This is a genomic window from Bradyrhizobium retamae (assembly GCF_001440415.1).
GTDB lineage: Bacteria > Pseudomonadota > Alphaproteobacteria > Rhizobiales > Xanthobacteraceae > Bradyrhizobium > Bradyrhizobium retamae.
Map to the genome: position 1 here is coordinate 25,537 of NZ_LLYA01000155.1, position 16,996 is coordinate 42,532.

Sequence of the window (16,996 nt, forward strand, 5' to 3'; positions counted from 1 at the left end):
CTTTTGAGGCGTCTGGGTTAGACACGCTAATTCTCACGAGAGGGCGTAACTCAATGATCACCGAAATCGCACAAATCGACGTCAAGCCGGGCACCGAGAAGGATTTTGAAGCGGCCGTCGCCAAGGCGCGTCCGCTGTTCCTGCGCGCCAAGGGCGGCAAGGGGTTTGAATTGCACAAATCGATCGAGAAGCCGCAGCGATATCGGCTGGTGGCGAAGTGGGAGACGCTGGAAAATCACACCGTGGACTTTCGCGGCTCGGAAGATTTCACCGCCTGGCGCGCGCTGGTCGGGCCGTACTTTGCTTCGCCGCCCGAGGTCGAGCATACCGAGACGGTGCTGACCACGGCGGACTGACACCGTTCAGGCCGCCGTCGTGATGGCGGCCGGCGGCGCCGCTTCCGCCTTGAAATGATCGATCATCACCTTCGCGATCGCCATCAGCGGCAGCGCAAGCGCCAAGCCCCAAATGCCGAAGACGACGCCGAGCAGGATCTGGAACGCAAACAGCGTCGCAGGCGGAATATCCAGCGCCTGCCGCTGAATGATCGGCGTCAGCACGTAGCTTTCCAGCGCGTGCACGCCGAGGAACAGGATGAAGGCGGAGAGGCCCGCGACCCATCCCGACGCGAGACTCGCCAGCACTACGATCAGCCCGCCGAGAATGGCGCCGACGGTCGGGATGAAGGCGAGCAGGCCTGCCTGGATGCCCAGGATGAACGAGCTCTGGATGCCGATGATCGACAGCCCGATCCAGGTTACCAGGAACACCGCAACCATGGTGATGATCTGCGCGATCAGCCAGCGCTCCAGCGTCTCGCCGATCCGGTCGACGATCGCAACCGCGCGCACGCGATGCCTCACGGGCGCCATGAACAGCAGGCCATTGCGGTAGACGCTCGGCTGGGTCGCGAAGGCAATCCCCAAAAACAGCACGATGAAGAAGTTTCCGACGGCGCTGGCGGTGCCCAGAATCAGTTTCAGGCTCTGGCTGAAGATGGCGCCGCCGCTGGCCGCAATCGTGCCGGCGCTGGGAAGCGTGTGCGGCGTCGGCGTCGCGGCGGGCGCCGGCGTGCCATCATCCGACGTCGACGACAGGGTGCCGAAATCGAAAAAGCTGGTGTCGATGCCGTTCCGCTCCAGGAAGCCTTTGACGTTGACGAGCTGCGATTTGAGCGTGTTGCTCAACGCCGTCGTCTGCTGGGCGATCGTAGTGCCGCCGAGGAAGACGATGCCCGACAGCATGCCCGCGACCACCAGGCAGACCACCGTCAGGCGCAGCGCATGCGGCAGCCGCACCACGCGTCCAAGCAGGTTGGCCATGGCGTTGAGCGCGACACCGAGCAGCATGCCGGTAAATATCAGGAACAGCGTCGCGGCGAAGTGCCAGGTGAACACGAGCAGCGCGGCGAACAGCACCACGCCGATGCCGCCGACCGATATCGCCCACGCCAGATCGTTGCGGGCCTGAAGGCGATTGTCAGCCGGACCTGTCACGTTGATTCCTTCTCGCAGAATGTCGTCTGCAGTCTTTCGCCAAAAACGCCGTCGGGATCAAGCGGGAGCGCACGCGCCGGTTTGACGCTGCCACGTCCGGTATGCCAAGCGATAGACGAATCCGATATGGTGCCGGCGAGGATGAGATGAATTTCAAATGGTTCGGCCCGATTGCGCTGTTGGCGGCGCTGGTGGTCGGCGACCAAATCAGAATCAACCGTCCCGCCCACAAGTATAGTCTGTCCGTCGATGTCGAGACGCCGCAGGGGCGCAGATCGGCATCCGGCGTGGTGGCCGTTCATCCCGATCGCAGCTACACCCGCCGCGGTCAGACCCGGACAGTCGGCGACGCCATTTTCGTCGATCTCGGGCAAGGCAAGAACCTTGTCGCGCTGCTTGCGCATGTTGACAACAATCTCGTCCTCGACGACGTGAACTACGTGGCTCTGCGCGCCTACACGGCGGCGGCCGGCAAGCGGGTCTCTTTTAACGAGATGAGCCGGTTGACCGGCGTCGTGCCGGTAAAGGACGCGCTGATCCCGGTGCTCGTGACCTTTGCCGATCCAGCCAACCCCGGCACCGCGCGGCGGGTAGCACCCGACGATGCCGAGGCGGTGCTCGGCAGTGGCTATCGCCTTCAGGGAATATCGGCTGAAGTGGTGCCGAACGGATATTGGCCGGTCGATTTCGGCGGCGCGCTGGGCCAGCCGGTCACGCGTGGAATTCAGGCGAAATTGCCATGGCTGGGTGATGCCGGCAATTCGGCTGCCGCGGCGCTCCGGGCGGCCGGTTTGCCCGGGGCCGACGGCATCGACGCCCGCGAGGCTTTCACGCGAAAATAGCAGGGCAGGCCCGCAGGCCGCTGCCGGATATTGATCCGCCGCCGGCTCGCGGGCATTATCGTCTGCAATGGCGGCCCAATCTAGAAGGTCCTTGCGCAGGACGATGACAGCGGAAAATTGGCGATGAGACGGCCCGTGGTCGGTGTGATCGGGAACGCCTATCGCGTCGAAAATCGTTTTCAGACCCAGATGGTCGGAGAGCGCAATTTGCGCGCGGTCACCGACGTGGCGGGGGCACTGCCGCTGATGTTTGCCGGGTCGCCCGAGATTACCGACATCGGTGCGCTGCTCGACGTCGTCGATGGCATCGTGCTGACTGGCGCGCGGGCCAATGTCCATCCGACCCGCTTCAAGACCGAGCCGCATGAGAGGCACGAGCCCTACGACATCCACCGCGACGACGTCGCGCTGGCGCTGACAGAGGCCTGCGTTGCCCGCGGCGTGCCGATCTTCGGCATCTGTCGCGGCCTGCAGGAGATGAACGTCGCCTTCGGCGGATCGCTGCATCCGGAAATCCGCGAGATCCCCGGCCGCATGAACCACCGCATGCCGCGGCTGGAGAACGGCGAGATTCATCCCGATCCCACGGTCGTGTTCGCCGACCGCCACGACGTCCACCTCACGCCCGGCGGCACCTTTGCAAGCCTGCTCGGCTGCGAAACCATCCGGGTGAATTCGCTGCACGGGCAGGGCATCCTTGAACCGGGGAGGCGCGTCGTCATCGAAGGCATTGCCGAGGACGGCACCATCGAAGCGATCCGGATCGCGGACGCCCCGAGCTTTGCGCTCGGCGTGCAGTGGCATGCCGAGTATGACCCGCAGCGCAACCCGATCAATCGCAAGCTGTTCGAGGCGTTCGGGGCGGCGCTCAAGGCGCACGAGCGGGCGAGCTGACCGGACAGACGCACGTCCGGAGCGACCTCATCCGTAATCCTACGGGGCCGAAAAGATGGGATCGGCTCCGGGAAGTCGGCTAAGTCACCCATCATCTCGACACTGGTAAAGCCGCCATGACGCAACCTGGACGTCTCGCGCCGGCGATGATCTTGCTGGTCCTCGTGACGTCCTGCGTCGTGAGCGCAGTAACCTATTTCCTGGCGACGCGTGCCCCCTCGCTGGGGCCGCTGGCGATCATCATCGGCGCCGCGCTGGCGAGCGCTGCAATCACCGGCGTGCTTGCGATTCTTGCTGCGGCGCGGCTTTGGCACAGGCTTTCCGATGTTGCGGGCCTTGCGGATGGACGCAACGGAGCAGAGGAGGGACGCGCTGACCAGACGCTGATCGACAGCGACATGGCGCAAGCCATTATCGAGGGTTCGCTCGACGCTTTCGTCCAGACCGATGAGCGCTGCGTCATCCTCGGCTGGAGTCCACAAGCCGAGGCCCTGATGGGATGGACGCGCGCTGAGGCCGTTGGCAGAAGCATGGACGAACTGGTGTTTTCGGAATCGCAGCGCGCCGTGCATCGGCAATGGGTCGATCGCTTCCTGAGCGAGGCGGCAGCCAGCCCCGTTGGCGGGCGATACGAAACGCCGTTGCTGCACAAGGACGGCCGCGAATTCTTCGCCGAAGTATCGCTCACAGCACTGCACCGCGGTGAACGTTACATCATCAACGCCTTCGTCAGGGACATCACCGCCAAGCGCGCCGCCGAGGAGCTGTTGCTCCAGGCGCAGAAGATGGAATCGGTCGAACAACTGACCGGCGGCATCGCCCACGACTTCAACAACGTGCTGACCGTGATCACGGGCACGATCGAAATCCTGACCGACGGCGTCAAGCATGATCCGGCGCTCGCCTCGATCGCCCGGATGATCGGCGATGCCGCCGATCGTGCATCCCAGCTCACGGCCAACCTCTTGGCCTTTGCCCGCAAACAGCCGCTGCGCCCGCGCGAGACCGACGTCAACGCGCTGGTCGAGGAAGTGGTGCAACTGCTGGCGCCGACGCTCGGACGACAGATTCAAATCGAAACCGCATTGAGCGATCAGGTCTGGCCGGCTTTGGTCGACGGGAGCCAGCTCTCCTCCGCCCTCGTCAATCTCGCGATCAACGCCCGTGACGCCATGCCCGATGGCGGCAGGCTGCTGTTCAGGACGGGAAATCTCACGCGCGGTGAGCATGACGCCGACATGGGCGGGCTCGGCGCGGGCGCCTATGTCGTGATCGAGGTGATCGATACCGGCGCCGGCATTCCACCCGCGATACGCGACAGGATTTTCGAGCCGTTCTTTTCGACCAAGCAGTTCGGCGTGGGCACGGGACTTGGGCTGAGCATGGTGTTCGGATTTGCAAAGCAATCCGGCGGCAGCGTCGCGGTCGAGAGCGAGGAGGGCAAGGGCGCCTGCTTCCGCATTCTTCTCCCCAAGGCCGATACCGAGACGGCCGATACCGAGCCCTTGGACGCGCCTGTCGCGCCGCCGGAAGCGGACGTCGAACTGCGCGGCGGAACGCAAACCATCCTCTGTGTGGAGGATGACGACGTGGTGCGGGCGCATGTCGTCGGCCGGCTTGAAAGCCTCGGCTACACGGTCATTGCCGCCGCCGGCGCGGCGCAGGCGCTCGAGCTGGTCAAATCCGGTGTGGCATTCGATCTGCTGTTCACCGACATCGTCATGCCCGGCGCGATGAACGGCCGGCAGCTTGCGGAGGAGGTCGCCAAGCTGCGCCGGCCGCTCCGGGTGCTCTATACGTCCGGCCACACCTTCGATGCATTTGGTTCGAGCGAGCGCCTCGGCGAGGGCGTGCTGTTGCTTGCCAAGCCGTATCGCAAGGCCGAACTGGCGCGCATGCTGCGCCTCTGCCTCGACCGCGCGATCGACCACATGGGCGACCCGATACCGCTGACGGGCTCCGCGATGTGCGGGGACCCATGCGAGTGATGTGGGTATCGCTTCCGCCTTCGTTCGTTGAGCTACGGCGGACAGGTCGCTCCCCATCCTACTCCAAAAACAAAAGGCGCCCGAATGCAGGCGCCTTTCGCATCTTGCGTCAATGGTCGCGACGGCAAGCCGCCGACTAGTTCACCAGCGATGATGTCGTCACTGGGGAGCGCGGCGCGCGGGGGGCGCAGCGGCCGCCGGCCGCAGCTCCATTGTGGATACGCCTGCCGCAATGTTCACGCCTGTCTGCCCCTGCACGGATAGCGGCTGCATCATGACCGTGCGGTCCGAGCCTCCAACCAGGACGTTGGCACTCGCTCCGGCGCCGACCGTGCCGCCGGCGGTTGCACCCGTATAGGTTCCCGCCAATGCCGCCCGGCGCAGCGTGGTCGGCGCAAAAATCGCCCAGGCCAACTGGCCGCCGGTCGTGGCGCCGATGTCGAGGCCAAGCGTGCTGACGGTGCCCTCATAAGCCTCGCGCCCCCTGCCTCTCGATGACGCATAGATGCAGCTCAGTTGCCGCTGCCCCCCGATGACGAGGCCGACACCGGGCGGTATGCTACAGGTGAGCGTGCCGACCCTCGTCCGCCCGGTGTCCTGAGCCGTGGCCGGAGCCGTGGCAAGGGCGAGCGCCAGGGCAGCGCATGTGGTTGCGAGACTATTCAACGTTGTTCTAGTCAGGGTTGTTTTGTTCACGGGGCGTCCTCCTTCGACGCATTTTGGTGGACCCACTCAACGCACGGCGACATTGCGAGGTTCCGGAGCGCTTGCGGCCATATGAGCGGAATTCGCGGCGGCAGTTGGCGGAATGAGTACACGAACGAGGCGGCCAAGCTCCTGACTTTCCTTCGCAAAAACAAAAGGCGCCCCTCGGGAGCGCCTTTTGCATTGTCGGACGGTGATACTGGCGGCGCGAGCGCCGCGCGAGATCACTGCGAATAATACATCTCGAACTCGACCGGATGCGGAGTCATCTCAAAGCGCTCGACTTCGGTCATCTTCAGTTCGATGAAGCTGTCGATGAAGTCGTCATCGAACACGCCGCCGTTCTTGAGGAAGGCGCGGTCCTTGTCGAGGTTTTCCAGCGCCTCGCGCAAGGAGCCGCACACGGTCGGGATCTGCTTCAGCTCTTCCTTCGGAAGATCGTAGAGGTCCTTGTCCATCGCCGGACCCGGATCGATCTTGTTCTTGATGCCGTCGAGGCCGGCCATCAGCATCGCGGCGAAGCCGAGATAGGGGTTGGCCATTGGATCGGGGAAGCGGACTTCGACGCGCTTGGCCTTCGGGTTCGCGGTATACGGGATGCGGCAGGAGGCCGAGCGATTGCGCGCGGAGTAGGCGAGCAGCACGGGGGCTTCATAGCCCGGGACCAGGCGCTTGTAGGAGTTGGTCGACGGGTTGGTGAAGGCGTTGATTGCCTTGGCGTGCTTGATGATGCCGCCGATATAGTGGAGGCAGGTCTCCGAGAGGTCGGCATATTTGTTGCCGGCGAACACCGGCTTGCCGTCCTTCCAGATCGACTGGTGGCAGTGCATGCCCGAACCGTTGTCGCCATAGACCGGCTTCGGCATGAAGGTGGCGGTCTTGCCGTAGATGTGCGCGACCTGGTGGATGCAGTATTTGTAGATCTGCATCTGGTCGGCCATCAGCGTCATGGTGTCGAACTTCATGCCGAGCTCGTGCTGGGCGGAAGCGACTTCGTGGTGATGCTTCTCGACCTTGACGCCCATCTTGGCCATCGCGCCGAGCATTTCCGAGCGCATGTCCTGCACCGAGTCCTGCGGCGGGACCGGGAAGTAGCCGGCCTTGGTGCGGATGCGGTGACCGAGATTGCCGCCCTCATACTCGGTGTCCGAATTGATCGGCAGTTCCGAGGAATCGAGCTTGAAGCCGGTGTTGTAGGGGGTGGTCTGGTAGCGCACGTCGTCGAACACGAAGAATTCGGCTTCCGGTCCGAAGAACACGGTGTCGCCGACGCCCGACGATTTCACCATTGCCTCGGCTTTTTTGGCGATGCCGCGGGGGTCGCGGTTGTAGGGCTCGCCCGTGGTCGGCTCCAGCACATCGCAGACGATGACCATGGTGGTCTCGGCGAAGAACGGGTCGATCGTCGCGGTCACCGGATCAGGCATCAGGCACATGTCGGATTCGTTGATCGCCTTCCAGCCGGCGATCGAGGAGCCGTCGAACATCTGGCCTTCGGCAAAGGTGTCCTCTTCGATCATGCTAACGTCGAAGGTCACGTGCTGCCACTTGCCGCGCGGATCGGTGAAGCGCAGGTCGACGTATTTTACGTCGTTGTCCTTGATCGATTTCAGGACGTCTTTAGCGGTCTTCATGAATACCCCTTTTGGCTTACGGGACGGTTTCCGGAGCGCGACATTTCGCAGACGATCGATAGGACACCGCGAACGAAATCAGGCTGCCAGAGCAGCCCTTTTCTTGTTTTTTAGTCGCAAACTTTCGGATAGCACCCGGCTCAGATAGCGTCCAGCCCGGATTCGCCGGTTCTGATCCGGATCGCTTCCTCGATGTTGGAGACGAAGATCTTGCCGTCGCCGATGCGCCCGGTCTGGGCCGCGCGGCGGATCGCGTCGATCGCCTTCTCGACCAGCTCGTCCGAAATCACGATCTCGATTTTCACCTTGGGCAGGAAGTCCACGATGTATTCCGCACCGCGATACAGCTCGGCGTGTCCCTTCTGCCGCCCGAACCCCTTGGCCTCGGTGACCGTGATACCCTGCAGTCCGACTTCCTGAAGCGCCTCTTTCACCTCGTCGAGCTTGAATGGCTTGATGATGGCTTCAATCTTCTTCACTGAGCGCCTCCCGGGCATTTCCAAATTGCAGTGTGCAGATAGTTTCGGTTCGCAGCCTGGTGAACTTACCTGGCGCCGTCTGGTTTGATCCTTGCATCCGGCAAAGCCGGAACGGCTCATGATTGCAAAGCCGGAACTGCTCATAATTGCCGCTGACTGCGACGATCCTGAGCTCGGCTTTCCAACAGGCTTCCTCAAAAGCAGGGTCTGTGCCAAGTTGTTAATGCGGCTGATTTCGGAACGTTATCAGACTTTTAACAGGCAAGTGAGAGAGGTCCGCCGGCGGCTCGCATGATAGCGAAGCTTACAAGATAGGCAAATCGATCATTTCCTGTGCAGGCGGGGCGTGGCGGGCCACGGGCGCGACGGGGATATGCCTTCAGAAAAGGCGGATGCATCGAGGATTCGGCATGGAAGTCTTGACCACGACCGAGATGGAGAGGGCCGACCGGCTGACGATCGCCGGCGGAACGCCCGGCTTCGCGCTGATGATGAGCGCCGGGCAGGCCGTGGCCGAGGTTGCGATGGATCTCGTCGAGGAGGGGCCGATCGTCGTGGTCGCCGGCCGCGGCAACAATGGCGGCGACGGCTTTGTGGCGGCCGCCGAACTCGCCGCACGCGGGCGCGAGGTTTCCGTTATCCTGTTGTGCGAGCGCGAGAGCCTGCAGGGTGATGCCGCGCTCGCCGCGCGCGGCTGGAAATATCCGGTGCTGCCGTTTAACCCACAGGCGATCGGCAAGCCGTCCCTGATCATCGACGCGCTGTTCGGCGCAGGTCTCAATCGTCCGGTCAAGGGCGATCCGCTCGAGATGATCGAGGCGATCAACGCCAATGGCGCGCCGGTGCTGGCCGTCGACCTGCCGAGCGGCATCAACGGCACCACGGGCGCGGTGATGGGTGCAGCAATCAACGCCGCCGAAACCGTGACCTTCTTCCGCCGCAAGCCGGCGCATCTGTTGATGCCCGGGCGCAAGCATTGCGGCCGCGTCCGCGTCGCCGAAATCGGCATCGATGCGCATGTGCTTGAGGAGATCCGGCCGCAGACGTTCGAGAACGTTCCGCAGAGCTGGCGAAAATCCTTTCCGGTGCCTTCTATCGACGGCCACAAATATGCCCGCGGCCATGCCGTCGTGCTGTCGGGGGAACTGGCGTCGACGGGTGCGGCGCGGTTGGCGGCCCGTGGCGCGCTGCGGGCAGGCGCTGGCCTCGTCACGGTGGCCTCGCCGAGCGATGCGCTCGCCGTCAATGCGGCGGCGCTGACGGCAGTCATGGTGCGTCCCGTCGATACCGTGATCGAATTCGCCGACCTCGTGGGCGACAGGCGGCTCAATTCCATCGTGATCGGGCCGGGCGCCGGCATCGGCGCCCGCACGCGCGATCTCGTTCACACCGCCCTCTCGACGAAACGCGGCCTCGTGCTCGACGCCGATGCGCTGACGAGTTTTGCCGAAGCGCCGGAGCGGCTGTTTGAAGCGATCAAGGCCAGCGAGGACCCGCAGGTCATTCTCACCCCGCATGAGGGCGAGTTTCCGCGCCTGTTCAGCGATATCAGCAACAAGCACCCCGGCCGTTCGAAGCTGGAGCGGGTGCGCGACGCCGCCCAGCGCTCCAGCGCGGTGGTGTTGCTGAAGGGACCGGACACGGTGGTGGCTTCGCCGGACGGGCGTGCCAGCATTGCCTCCAACGCGCCGCCCTGGCTCGCGACGGCGGGAGCCGGTGATGTGTTGGCCGGCATAATCGCGGGGCTGCTGGCGCAAGGCGTGCCGGCCTATGAAGCCGCCTGCATCGGCGTCTGGATGCACGGCGAAGCCGCGGGCGAGGCGGGGCCAGGCCTGATCGCAGAAGATTTGCCAGAAGTGCTGCCGGCCGTGTTCCGCCGGCTCTATGATGAGTTTGGGATTGAGTATTAGTCGCCTTCGTTCCCCGGATGCTGCGCAGCGCGCCGCTTGCGGCTTGATACGCTGCGCTGCGTCCGGGACACGAGACAGCTCTCATACCAGATACTTCGCCACCGCCGTCTCATTCCACTCCAGCCCTAGCCCCGGTCCACGCGCGGTGAGCGTGCCATCGACGATCTCGGTGGGGTGGGCGAGGATGACGCTGGCGAAATCCAAAAACTCGAGCCAGTGCGCGGTTGGCGTCACCGCCAGCATGTGGGCGCTGGCTTCGGCGAAGAGATGGCTCGACGTCGGAATGTTGGCGGCTTTGGCTTGGGCGGCGACCTGCAGCCAGCCCGTGACGCCGCCGCACTTCATCAGATCGGGCATGATGAAATCGCTGGCACCTAGCGCGATCGCCTCGGCAAAGCCGCGCGGGAACCACCAGTTCTCGCCGGCCTGAATCGGCGTCGGCGAAGTCTCGCGGACCTTGGCGTGTCCCGAGAGGTTTTCCTGCGGCACGGGTTCTTCGATCCAGTGCAAATCGTAGGGCGCGAGGCGAGCGATCCGGCGCGTGGCTTCCGCGGGATCGAGCGACTGGTTGAAGTCGATCATCAGCGCGATGTCAGGGCCGATGAGGGCGCGCACGCCCTTGACCACGCGCTCGTCGTTGGCGGCATCGCCGTCGCCGCCCTTGATCTTGATGCCGCGAAATCCCTGTTCGAGCGAGCGGCGCAGCGCCCTTTCGTCCGCCACCGGATCGACCACGCCATAGCTGTCATAGGCCCGGATCGGTTTTGGCGACCCGCCGAGCAGTTCAACCACCGGCTTGGCGGCCAACTGGCCGAGCGCGTCCCAATAGGCCATGTCGAGGCCGGACACCGCCATGCCGACTAGGCCCTGCCAGCCGAGCAGGCGGAATTTTGCGTCCATCGCCGCCATCAGATCGTAGGGCGCAACTGGTCTGCCGGTGAGTTCGCGCCCGATCTCCTCAATCAGGTGCACCAGCGGCTTCAGCGTCAGCTTGCTGTAGGCGAAAATGTAGGAGTGGCCGGTAGCGCCCTGATCGGTCTCGACATCGATCAGGACCAGCGGGCCGACATCGATCACGCCAAAGGCGTTCTTCACTGGGCGCGCGAGCGGCACCACGAGCGGTCGCGCCTTGACGCTGCGGATGGCGGGAACCGGTGTGCTCATGGCTTGCTCCTCATTCGACTGCGTACCATCGCACCAGCCGCGGTGCCGCCCAGTCGGTTGCGACGGATTCGATCAGCCAGCGGCCGGCATGTTCGGCGGCAAAGGCGATGCGTTGGGTCTGGCCGGGCTCGATCGCCAGCGTATCCAGCCAGAACGGCTTCCAGCCGTCGTCGAGCCGGTCCAGCAGCCGGAAGTGATGGCCGTGGAGGTGGAAAACGGTGGTGACCGCGGCGCGGTTGGTGAGCGCCAGCACCACGGTGCGGCCTTTCCTGGCGCGGAAGGCGGGTGGGGCACTCACGGCAAAGTTGGCTGGCGTCATCCAGTCGCCGGAAGGTCGGCCCAGCACGACATCGATCCGGATCGCCCCCTTGAGGTCGAGCCGCTCGGGCAGGCCGTTGGAGGGCAGCGGCGGGGCGGGTGGCAGCGGGGCCGCGCGGACCGGCGGTTCGCTGGAGACGACAAGCCTGCCGATCGGGCGGGCTTCCTTGCCATCATGCAGCAGGATCGTATTGGTCGTGCCTGCCGAAGCGGTCAAATCGATGAAGGCGTCGACCCGCCCGCCCGGCGCCAGTATCAGGGCGCCATTGCGGGCCCGGAACGGCTCGGATGGTTGGCTGTCGATGGCCATGACCCGGACGTCGAGCCCATCCAGTTTGATAGCAACAACAGAGCGTTGGCATCCGCTGATGATGCGGAGCCTGATCCGTTCGTTGGTGCGACCTGAGAGTTCGAGCGAAGTCCGGCCGTTAATCGTTTGGAGAGGCGCTGTGTCCTTCGGATCGATTCCCGGCGCGATCGCTGTTCCATCGAGCCTTGCCCGCCAGTCCTCGATCAGGAGCACCTCGTCGCGGTCGACAGCGACCGGCTCGGTTTCGCGAACGATCAACGGCCGTGCCCGCGTTGGTTGTACCTGTTGATCGCCAAGCAGCCCGGAGTCGCAGAGGAAGGTCCCCGCGTGGCGCAGGGGAAGCTGCAAGGTGGTCTTGCCACCGCTTGCGAGGGCTGCGCGCGCCGTGAGGGGGGCGTGAGCCGGAACGCCGTCCATACCCCGCCAGTTGAGGACGACCGGCACCGGCAGCTCATTGGCAAAGGCGATCTCGGCCGGCTCGCCACGCTTGAAGACGAGGTCGGATCCTTGCAGCGACCAGACTGGCGCGGCCGTACCGCCGGGCCGGAGTGCGAGAGTCTCCGGCGTGGCCTGTAACGTCAGCGGGGGACGCGCCTGGGCTGCGCCGGAAACCGGCCATATCGGGGCCAGCGCGGCGGCGCCCAGCCCGGCCAGCAGCTCGCGTCGATCTAGCGTTGATTTGGGGCTTGCCATCGGACCGATATGGACCATTTCTGATGTGCCTGTCCTAGCTGTGACGCCTTGCCCCGGGGCTGTCAAAAAGGGCCATTTTTTTGCTGCGGAGGTGTAGGCTCATGTTATAAGCCCGCCGCCCGCGGCATCGCGGCCGGGTATGGATGCTTTTCACGCGGGCGTGGCGGAACTGGTAGACGCGCTGGATTTAGGTTCCAGTGACGAAAGTTGTGGGGGTTCGAGTCCCTCCGCCCGCACCAAGCGCTCTATCCAAGCGTTTGCATGACGAATACTGGAAGGCTTGCTCCCCCTACTGGGGGAGCCAAGTTCAGCCGAACCACCGGCGCAGGGCTGCAAGGCTTGCGCGTCGAACAAACTTAGACACTGCCGCGGCCGTTTGGCCCGGCGCAAGCGGAAGAAGATTGACACCATGCAGGTCACCGAAACCCTCGCCGAGGGATTGAAGCACGAGTTCAAGGTCAGCGTTCCCGCATCGGATCTCGATGCCAAGGCGGATGCCAAGCTGGTCGACCTCAAGGACAAGGTGAAGCTCAATGGCTTCCGCCCCGGCAAGGTGCCGGTGAGCCATCTGAAGAAGGTGTATGGCCGCTCGGTAATGGCCGAGACCATCGACCAGACCATCCGCGACACTAACACGCAGATCTTCACCGACCGCGGTTTCCGCCTCGCGACCGAGCCCAAGATCACGTTGCCGACCGAGCAGAAAGAGGTCGAGGAATTGCTCGCCGGCAAGAGCGACCTGACCTACACAGTGGCGATCGAGGTGGTGCCGACGATCCAGCTCGCCGATTTCAAGACTTTCTCGGTGGAGAAGCCGGTGGTCGAAGTGACCGACGCCGAAGTCGACGAGGCGATCAAGCGCATCGCCGACCAGAACCGTCCCTATACCGCCAAGGCCGAGGGCGCCAAGGCCGAAACCGGCGATCGCGTCACCATCAGCTTCAAGGGTTCTATCGACGGCGTGCCGTTCGACGGCGGCACCGGCGAGGGCATCCAGGTCGTGATCGGCACCGGACAGTTCATTCCGGGCTTTGAGGAACAGCTCGTCGGCATCGGGGCCGGTGAGACCCGCACGCTGAAAGTGTCGTTCCCGAAGAATTACGCCAGCGAGAAGCTCGCCGGCCAGGCGGCCGAGTTCGAGACCACGGCAACCCTGATCGAAGCCCCGGGCGAGACTGAGATCAACGACGAGTTTGCAAAAACGCTCGGCCTGGAATCGCTCGACAAGCTGAAGGAGGCCGCGCGCGAGCGGCTGGTCGCCGAGTTCGCAGGAGCCACGCGCCAGCGCGTCAAGCGCGCGCTGCTCGACCGGCTCGACGACAGCCACAAATTCGAGGCGCCGCCGTCGCTGATCGAGGAAGAGTTCAACCTGATGTGGAACTCGATCAAGGCCGAGATGGAATCCTCCGGCAAGACCTTTGCCGACGAGAACACCACCGAAGAGGCGGCCAAGGAAGAGTACAAGAAGATCGCCGACCGCCGCGTCCGGCTCGGCCTCGTGCTGTCGGAGATCGGCGAGAAGAACAAGATCACCGTGACCGATGACGAAGTCAGCCGCGCGGTGATCGAGCGGGCGCGCTCGATGCCCGGCCGCGAGAAGGAGGTCTGGGACTACTATCGCAATAACGCCAATGCGCTGGCCCAGCTTCGTGCGCCGATCTATGAAGACAAGGTGGTCGATTTCATCCTCGAACTCGCCCACGTGACCGAAAAGAAGGTGTCGCGCGAGGACCTGTTCAAGGACGACGAGGCCGACGAGAAGAGTGCAGCCTGATTGATTTGGTCAGGCCGGCATTAATGATGAACGGCGATAGCGGCGTGGTGACAGCACCCGTCGCTATGAGATTGGCTGCGAATCAGTTTGAACTTCTCTCATTCGGCTCCGCAATTGCCCGGCCTTGTAGCCAGGAAATTGGCTCATATGTGTGAGCTGAGTTGAAGTCTGCATCACGGGACGTTCGTCCGCATGCGGCAGTCATGCCTGCCTTGCCAATGGATGTTCGTTCCCGCTTATTCTCTATTCGAACCCTTGGGTGATTCATGCGCGATCCCGTTGAAACCTACATGAACCTCGTTCCGATGGTGGTCGAGCAGACCAACCGCGGCGAACGCGCCTACGACATTTTCTCGCGGCTTCTGAAGGAGCGCATCATTTTCCTGACCGGTCCGGTCGAAGACGGCATGTCGACGCTCGTCGTCGCACAGCTTCTGTTCCTCGAGGCGGAGAATCCGAAGAAGGAAATCTCGATGTACATCAACTCGCCCGGCGGTGTGGTGACATCGGGGCTTGCGATCTACGACACCATGCAATTCATTCGTCCGCCGGTGTCGACGCTGTGCACCGGGCAGGCGGCCTCGATGGGTTCGCTGTTGCTCGCGGCTGGTGAAAAGGACATGCGCTTCTCGCTGCCCAATTCGCGCATCATGGTGCATCAGCCGTCCGGCGGCTTCCAGGGCCAGGCCACCGACATCATGCTGCACGCGCAAGAGATCCTGAATCTCAAGAAGCGTCTCAACGAAATCTACGTGAAGCACACCGGCCAGACCTACAAGGCGATCGAGGACGCGCTGGAGCGCGACAAATTTTTGACCGCCGATATGGCCCACGACTTCGGGATCGTCGACAAGGTGATCGACAAGCGCCCCGAAGAAGTGACGCCGGTGAGGGTCCCGTAAGGATACGGATCGCGACACCGCGTGTTGACCCTAACGGTTGGTTGAATCGGCAAATAGGGCCGAAAGCCGCGCTTATGCCCTCGCGTAGGCCGAAAGTTCCGCTTTCGTGCCGGTTTTGCGGCGTGGCAATACCGCAACGCTCGGTCGATTTCGTCAACTTCTCCCCGTGCCAACGCCACAAATCACGGTATTGTCACGGGTAGCAATTCCGAGCCCGATTAGCGAATTCTTGATAGTCGGGTGCCAGCATGGTTGGCTGTGTGGATTGGGTTAAGATCGCGGGGGAATCGAGACGCCGTGATTCGCACGGTGCATAATTGAGTTAGGGGCTTTTTTGGTACGGAATTTGCTCTATCTACCTTCAGGTCCGGTGACAGTGCCGGAATGGGTCGATCGGGTAACGGATCGAACGGCGGACGGAGACAGGAATGAGTAAGGTTGGCACGAGCGACTCCAAGAACACGCTGTATTGCTCGTTCTGTGGAAAGAGCCAGCACGAAGTCCGCAAACTGATCGCGGGTCCCACCGTATTCATCTGCGACGAATGCGTCGAACTCTGCATGGATATCATCCGTGAGGAGAACAAGTCCTCGCTGGTGAAGTCGCGCGACGGCATCCCGACGCCGAAGGAAATCTGCAAGGTGCTGGACGACTACGTGATCGGCCAGAGCCATGCCAAGAAGGTGCTCTCGGTTGCCGTTCACAATCACTACAAGCGCCTCAATCACCAGACCAAGCATAACGACGTCGAACTCGCGAAGTCGAACATCCTGCTGATCGGTCCGACCGGTTCGGGCAAGACGCTGCTCGCGCAGACGCTGGCGCGGATTCTCGACGTGCCGTTCACCATGGCGGATGCGACGACGCTGACCGAAGCCGGCTACGTCGGCGAAGACGTCGAGAACATCATCCTGAAGCTGTTGCAGTCGGCCGACTACAATGTCGAGCGCGCGCAGCGGGGCATCGTCTATATCGACGAAATCGACAAGATCAGCCGCAAGTCCGACAACCCGTCAATCACCCGCGACGTGTCGGGTGAGGGCGTGCAGCAGGCGCTGTTGAAGATCATGGAAGGCACGGTCGCCTCCGTGCCTCCGCAGGGCGGCCGCAAGCACCCGCAGCAGGAGTTCCTGCAGGTCGACACCACCAACATCCTGTTCATCTGCGGCGGCGCGTTCTCAGGCCTTGAGAAGATCATCTCCGCACGCGGACGCTCGACCTCGATCGGTTTCGCCGCCCAGGTGCTGGCGCCCGAAGACCGCCGCACCGGCGAAATCTTCCGCCATGTCGAGCCGGAAGACTTGCTGAAGTACGGCTTGATCCCCGAATTCGTCGGCCGCCTGCCGGTGGTCGCGACGTTGGAGGATCTCGACGAGACCTCGCTGAAGAAGATCCTGACCGATCCGAAGAACGCGCTGGTGAAACAATACCAGCGACTGTTCGAAATGGAGAACATCGAACTCACCTTCGCCGACGAGGCGCTTGGCGCGGTCGCTCGCAAGGCGATCGAGCGCAAGACCGGCGCGCGCGGGTTGCGTTCGATCCTCGAAAGCATCCTGCTCGAGACCATGTTCGATCTGCCGGGCCTGGAAGGTGTCGAAGAGGTTGTGATCTCGCGCGAAGTTGTCGAGGGAACTGCCCGTCCGCTCTACATTTATGCGGACCGTTCGGACCGGGCCGTCGAGAGCAGCGCCAGCGCCTGATACCTTCGCGCTGGCCAGAACTCAGCACTTACAATAGCGCGGCTGCCGGGCCTTTCGGCGGCCGCTGTGGCGTAAGCGTTTTTCGCGCGTCTGATCCGCAATTTGCGGTCATTTTCCGTGACTTGACACCCCCATACCCGATAGCCACCTAATGCCCATGGTGGCGGAAATCACGTTCGAGATT

The 16,996-nt window shown here is 63.3% G+C and carries 14 protein-coding genes and 1 tRNA gene; 9 read left to right on the forward strand and 6 right to left on the reverse strand.

Features of this window, described 5'->3' with window-relative positions:
- Positions 1 to 53 precede the first annotated feature (53 nt).
- On the forward strand, positions 54 to 356 hold the full coding sequence (locus CQ13_RS18405; protein ID WP_057839131.1) for an antibiotic biosynthesis monooxygenase family protein: 303 nt from the start codon (positions 54 to 56) through the stop codon (positions 354 to 356).
- A gap of 6 nt (positions 357 to 362) precedes the next feature.
- On the opposite strand, the gene CQ13_RS18410 is transcribed toward CQ13_RS18405, so the two are convergent.
- Complete coding sequence (locus CQ13_RS18410; protein ID WP_057844263.1) at positions 363 to 1,496, reverse strand: AI-2E family transporter; 1,134 nt, start codon at positions 1,494 to 1,496, stop codon at positions 363 to 365.
- A 146-nt stretch (positions 1,497 to 1,642) separates the two neighbouring features.
- Here CQ13_RS18410 and CQ13_RS18415 point away from each other — a divergent pair, with 146 nt between their 5' ends.
- The 3 genes from CQ13_RS18415 to CQ13_RS18425 all read left to right on the forward strand — a co-directional run bounded on the left by CQ13_RS18415 (position 1,643) and on the right by CQ13_RS18425 (position 5,220).
- Positions 1,643 to 2,338 (forward strand): hypothetical protein, encoded by a 696-nt coding sequence (locus CQ13_RS18415; protein WP_057844264.1) that lies wholly within the window; start codon positions 1,643 to 1,645, stop codon positions 2,336 to 2,338.
- 123 nt (positions 2,339 to 2,461) lie between these two features.
- Positions 2,462 to 3,232 carry a gamma-glutamyl-gamma-aminobutyrate hydrolase family protein gene (locus CQ13_RS18420; RefSeq protein ID WP_057844265.1) on the forward strand — a complete coding sequence of 257 codons (771 nt, stop codon included), beginning with the start codon at positions 2,462 to 2,464 and terminating at the stop codon, positions 3,230 to 3,232.
- Between the two features lie 116 nt (positions 3,233 to 3,348).
- Positions 3,349 to 5,220, forward strand: a complete 1,872-nt coding sequence (locus tag CQ13_RS18425) for a PAS domain S-box protein (protein WP_057844266.1) — start codon at positions 3,349 to 3,351, stop codon at positions 5,218 to 5,220.
- 159 nt (positions 5,221 to 5,379) lie between these two features.
- On the opposite strand, the gene CQ13_RS18430 is transcribed toward CQ13_RS18425, so the two are convergent.
- The 3 genes from CQ13_RS18430 to CQ13_RS18440 all read right to left on the reverse strand — a co-directional run bounded on the left by CQ13_RS18430 (position 5,380) and on the right by CQ13_RS18440 (position 8,038).
- Positions 5,380 to 5,916, reverse strand: coding sequence for a DUF992 domain-containing protein (locus CQ13_RS18430; protein WP_245309221.1), 537 nt, complete (start codon positions 5,914 to 5,916; stop codon positions 5,380 to 5,382).
- Between the two features lie 233 nt (positions 5,917 to 6,149).
- Positions 6,150 to 7,559, reverse strand: coding sequence for a type I glutamate--ammonia ligase (gene glnA, locus CQ13_RS18435; RefSeq protein WP_028345760.1), 1,410 nt, complete (start codon positions 7,557 to 7,559; stop codon positions 6,150 to 6,152).
- Between the two features lie 140 nt (positions 7,560 to 7,699).
- Positions 7,700 to 8,038 (reverse strand): P-II family nitrogen regulator, encoded by a 339-nt coding sequence (locus tag CQ13_RS18440; RefSeq protein WP_027537227.1) that lies wholly within the window; start codon positions 8,036 to 8,038, stop codon positions 7,700 to 7,702.
- 410 nt (positions 8,039 to 8,448) lie between these two features.
- Between CQ13_RS18440 and CQ13_RS18445 the strand changes: the two genes are divergently transcribed.
- On the forward strand, positions 8,449 to 9,948 hold the full coding sequence (locus CQ13_RS18445; RefSeq protein ID WP_057844267.1) for a bifunctional ADP-dependent NAD(P)H-hydrate dehydratase/NAD(P)H-hydrate epimerase: 1,500 nt from the start codon (positions 8,449 to 8,451) through the stop codon (positions 9,946 to 9,948).
- 81 nt (positions 9,949 to 10,029) lie between these two features.
- On the opposite strand, the gene CQ13_RS18450 is transcribed toward CQ13_RS18445, so the two are convergent.
- Positions 10,030 to 11,112, reverse strand: a complete 1,083-nt coding sequence (locus CQ13_RS18450; RefSeq protein WP_057844268.1) for an enolase C-terminal domain-like protein — start codon at positions 11,110 to 11,112, stop codon at positions 10,030 to 10,032.
- A gap of 10 nt (positions 11,113 to 11,122) precedes the next feature.
- Entirely contained in the window at positions 11,123 to 12,451 is a 1,329-nt protein-coding gene (locus tag CQ13_RS18455) for a multicopper oxidase family protein (RefSeq protein ID WP_156433745.1), read from the reverse strand.
- Between the two features lie 136 nt (positions 12,452 to 12,587).
- Here CQ13_RS18455 and CQ13_RS18460 point away from each other — a divergent pair.
- The 4 genes from CQ13_RS18460 (at position 12,588) to clpX (ending at position 16,812) form a co-directional block, all read left to right on the forward strand.
- A tRNA-Leu gene (locus tag CQ13_RS18460) sits at positions 12,588 to 12,672 on the forward strand.
- Between the two features lie 170 nt (positions 12,673 to 12,842).
- Complete coding sequence (tig, locus tag CQ13_RS18465) at positions 12,843 to 14,207, forward strand: trigger factor (protein WP_057844317.1); 1,365 nt, start codon at positions 12,843 to 12,845, stop codon at positions 14,205 to 14,207.
- Between the two features lie 266 nt (positions 14,208 to 14,473).
- Positions 14,474 to 15,109: an ATP-dependent Clp protease proteolytic subunit gene (locus CQ13_RS18470; RefSeq protein ID WP_057844270.1), complete on the forward strand. Its 636-nt coding sequence runs from the start codon at positions 14,474 to 14,476 to the stop codon at positions 15,107 to 15,109.
- A gap of 428 nt (positions 15,110 to 15,537) precedes the next feature.
- Complete coding sequence (clpX, locus tag CQ13_RS18475; RefSeq protein WP_028345767.1) at positions 15,538 to 16,812, forward strand: ATP-dependent Clp protease ATP-binding subunit ClpX; 1,275 nt, start codon at positions 15,538 to 15,540, stop codon at positions 16,810 to 16,812.
- The last annotated feature ends 184 nt before the right edge of the window (positions 16,813 to 16,996 follow it).

Coding starts and splice junctions, on each gene's coding strand:
- CQ13_RS18405 (WP_057839131.1), top strand. CDS start 54: ATGATCACCGAAATCGCACAAATCGACGTCAAGCCGGGCACCGAGAAG.
- CQ13_RS18415 (WP_057844264.1), top strand. CDS start 1,643: ATGAATTTCAAATGGTTCGGCCCGATTGCGCTGTTGGCGGCGCTGGTG.
- CQ13_RS18420 (WP_057844265.1), top strand. CDS start 2,462: ATGAGACGGCCCGTGGTCGGTGTGATCGGGAACGCCTATCGCGTCGAA.
- CQ13_RS18425 (WP_057844266.1), top strand. CDS start 3,349: ATGACGCAACCTGGACGTCTCGCGCCGGCGATGATCTTGCTGGTCCTC.
- glnA (WP_028345760.1), bottom strand. CDS start 7,559: ATGAAGACCGCTAAAGACGTCCTGAAATCGATCAAGGACAACGACGTA.
- CQ13_RS18445 (WP_057844267.1), top strand. CDS start 8,449: ATGGAAGTCTTGACCACGACCGAGATGGAGAGGGCCGACCGGCTGACG.
- CQ13_RS18450 (WP_057844268.1), bottom strand. CDS start 11,112: ATGAGCACACCGGTTCCCGCCATCCGCAGCGTCAAGGCGCGACCGCTC.
- CQ13_RS18455 (WP_156433745.1), bottom strand. CDS start 12,451: ATGGTCCATATCGGTCCGATGGCAAGCCCCAAATCAACGCTAGATCGA.
- tig (WP_057844317.1), top strand. CDS start 12,843: ATGCAGGTCACCGAAACCCTCGCCGAGGGATTGAAGCACGAGTTCAAG.
- CQ13_RS18470 (WP_057844270.1), top strand. CDS start 14,474: ATGCGCGATCCCGTTGAAACCTACATGAACCTCGTTCCGATGGTGGTC.
- clpX (WP_028345767.1), top strand. CDS start 15,538: ATGAGTAAGGTTGGCACGAGCGACTCCAAGAACACGCTGTATTGCTCG.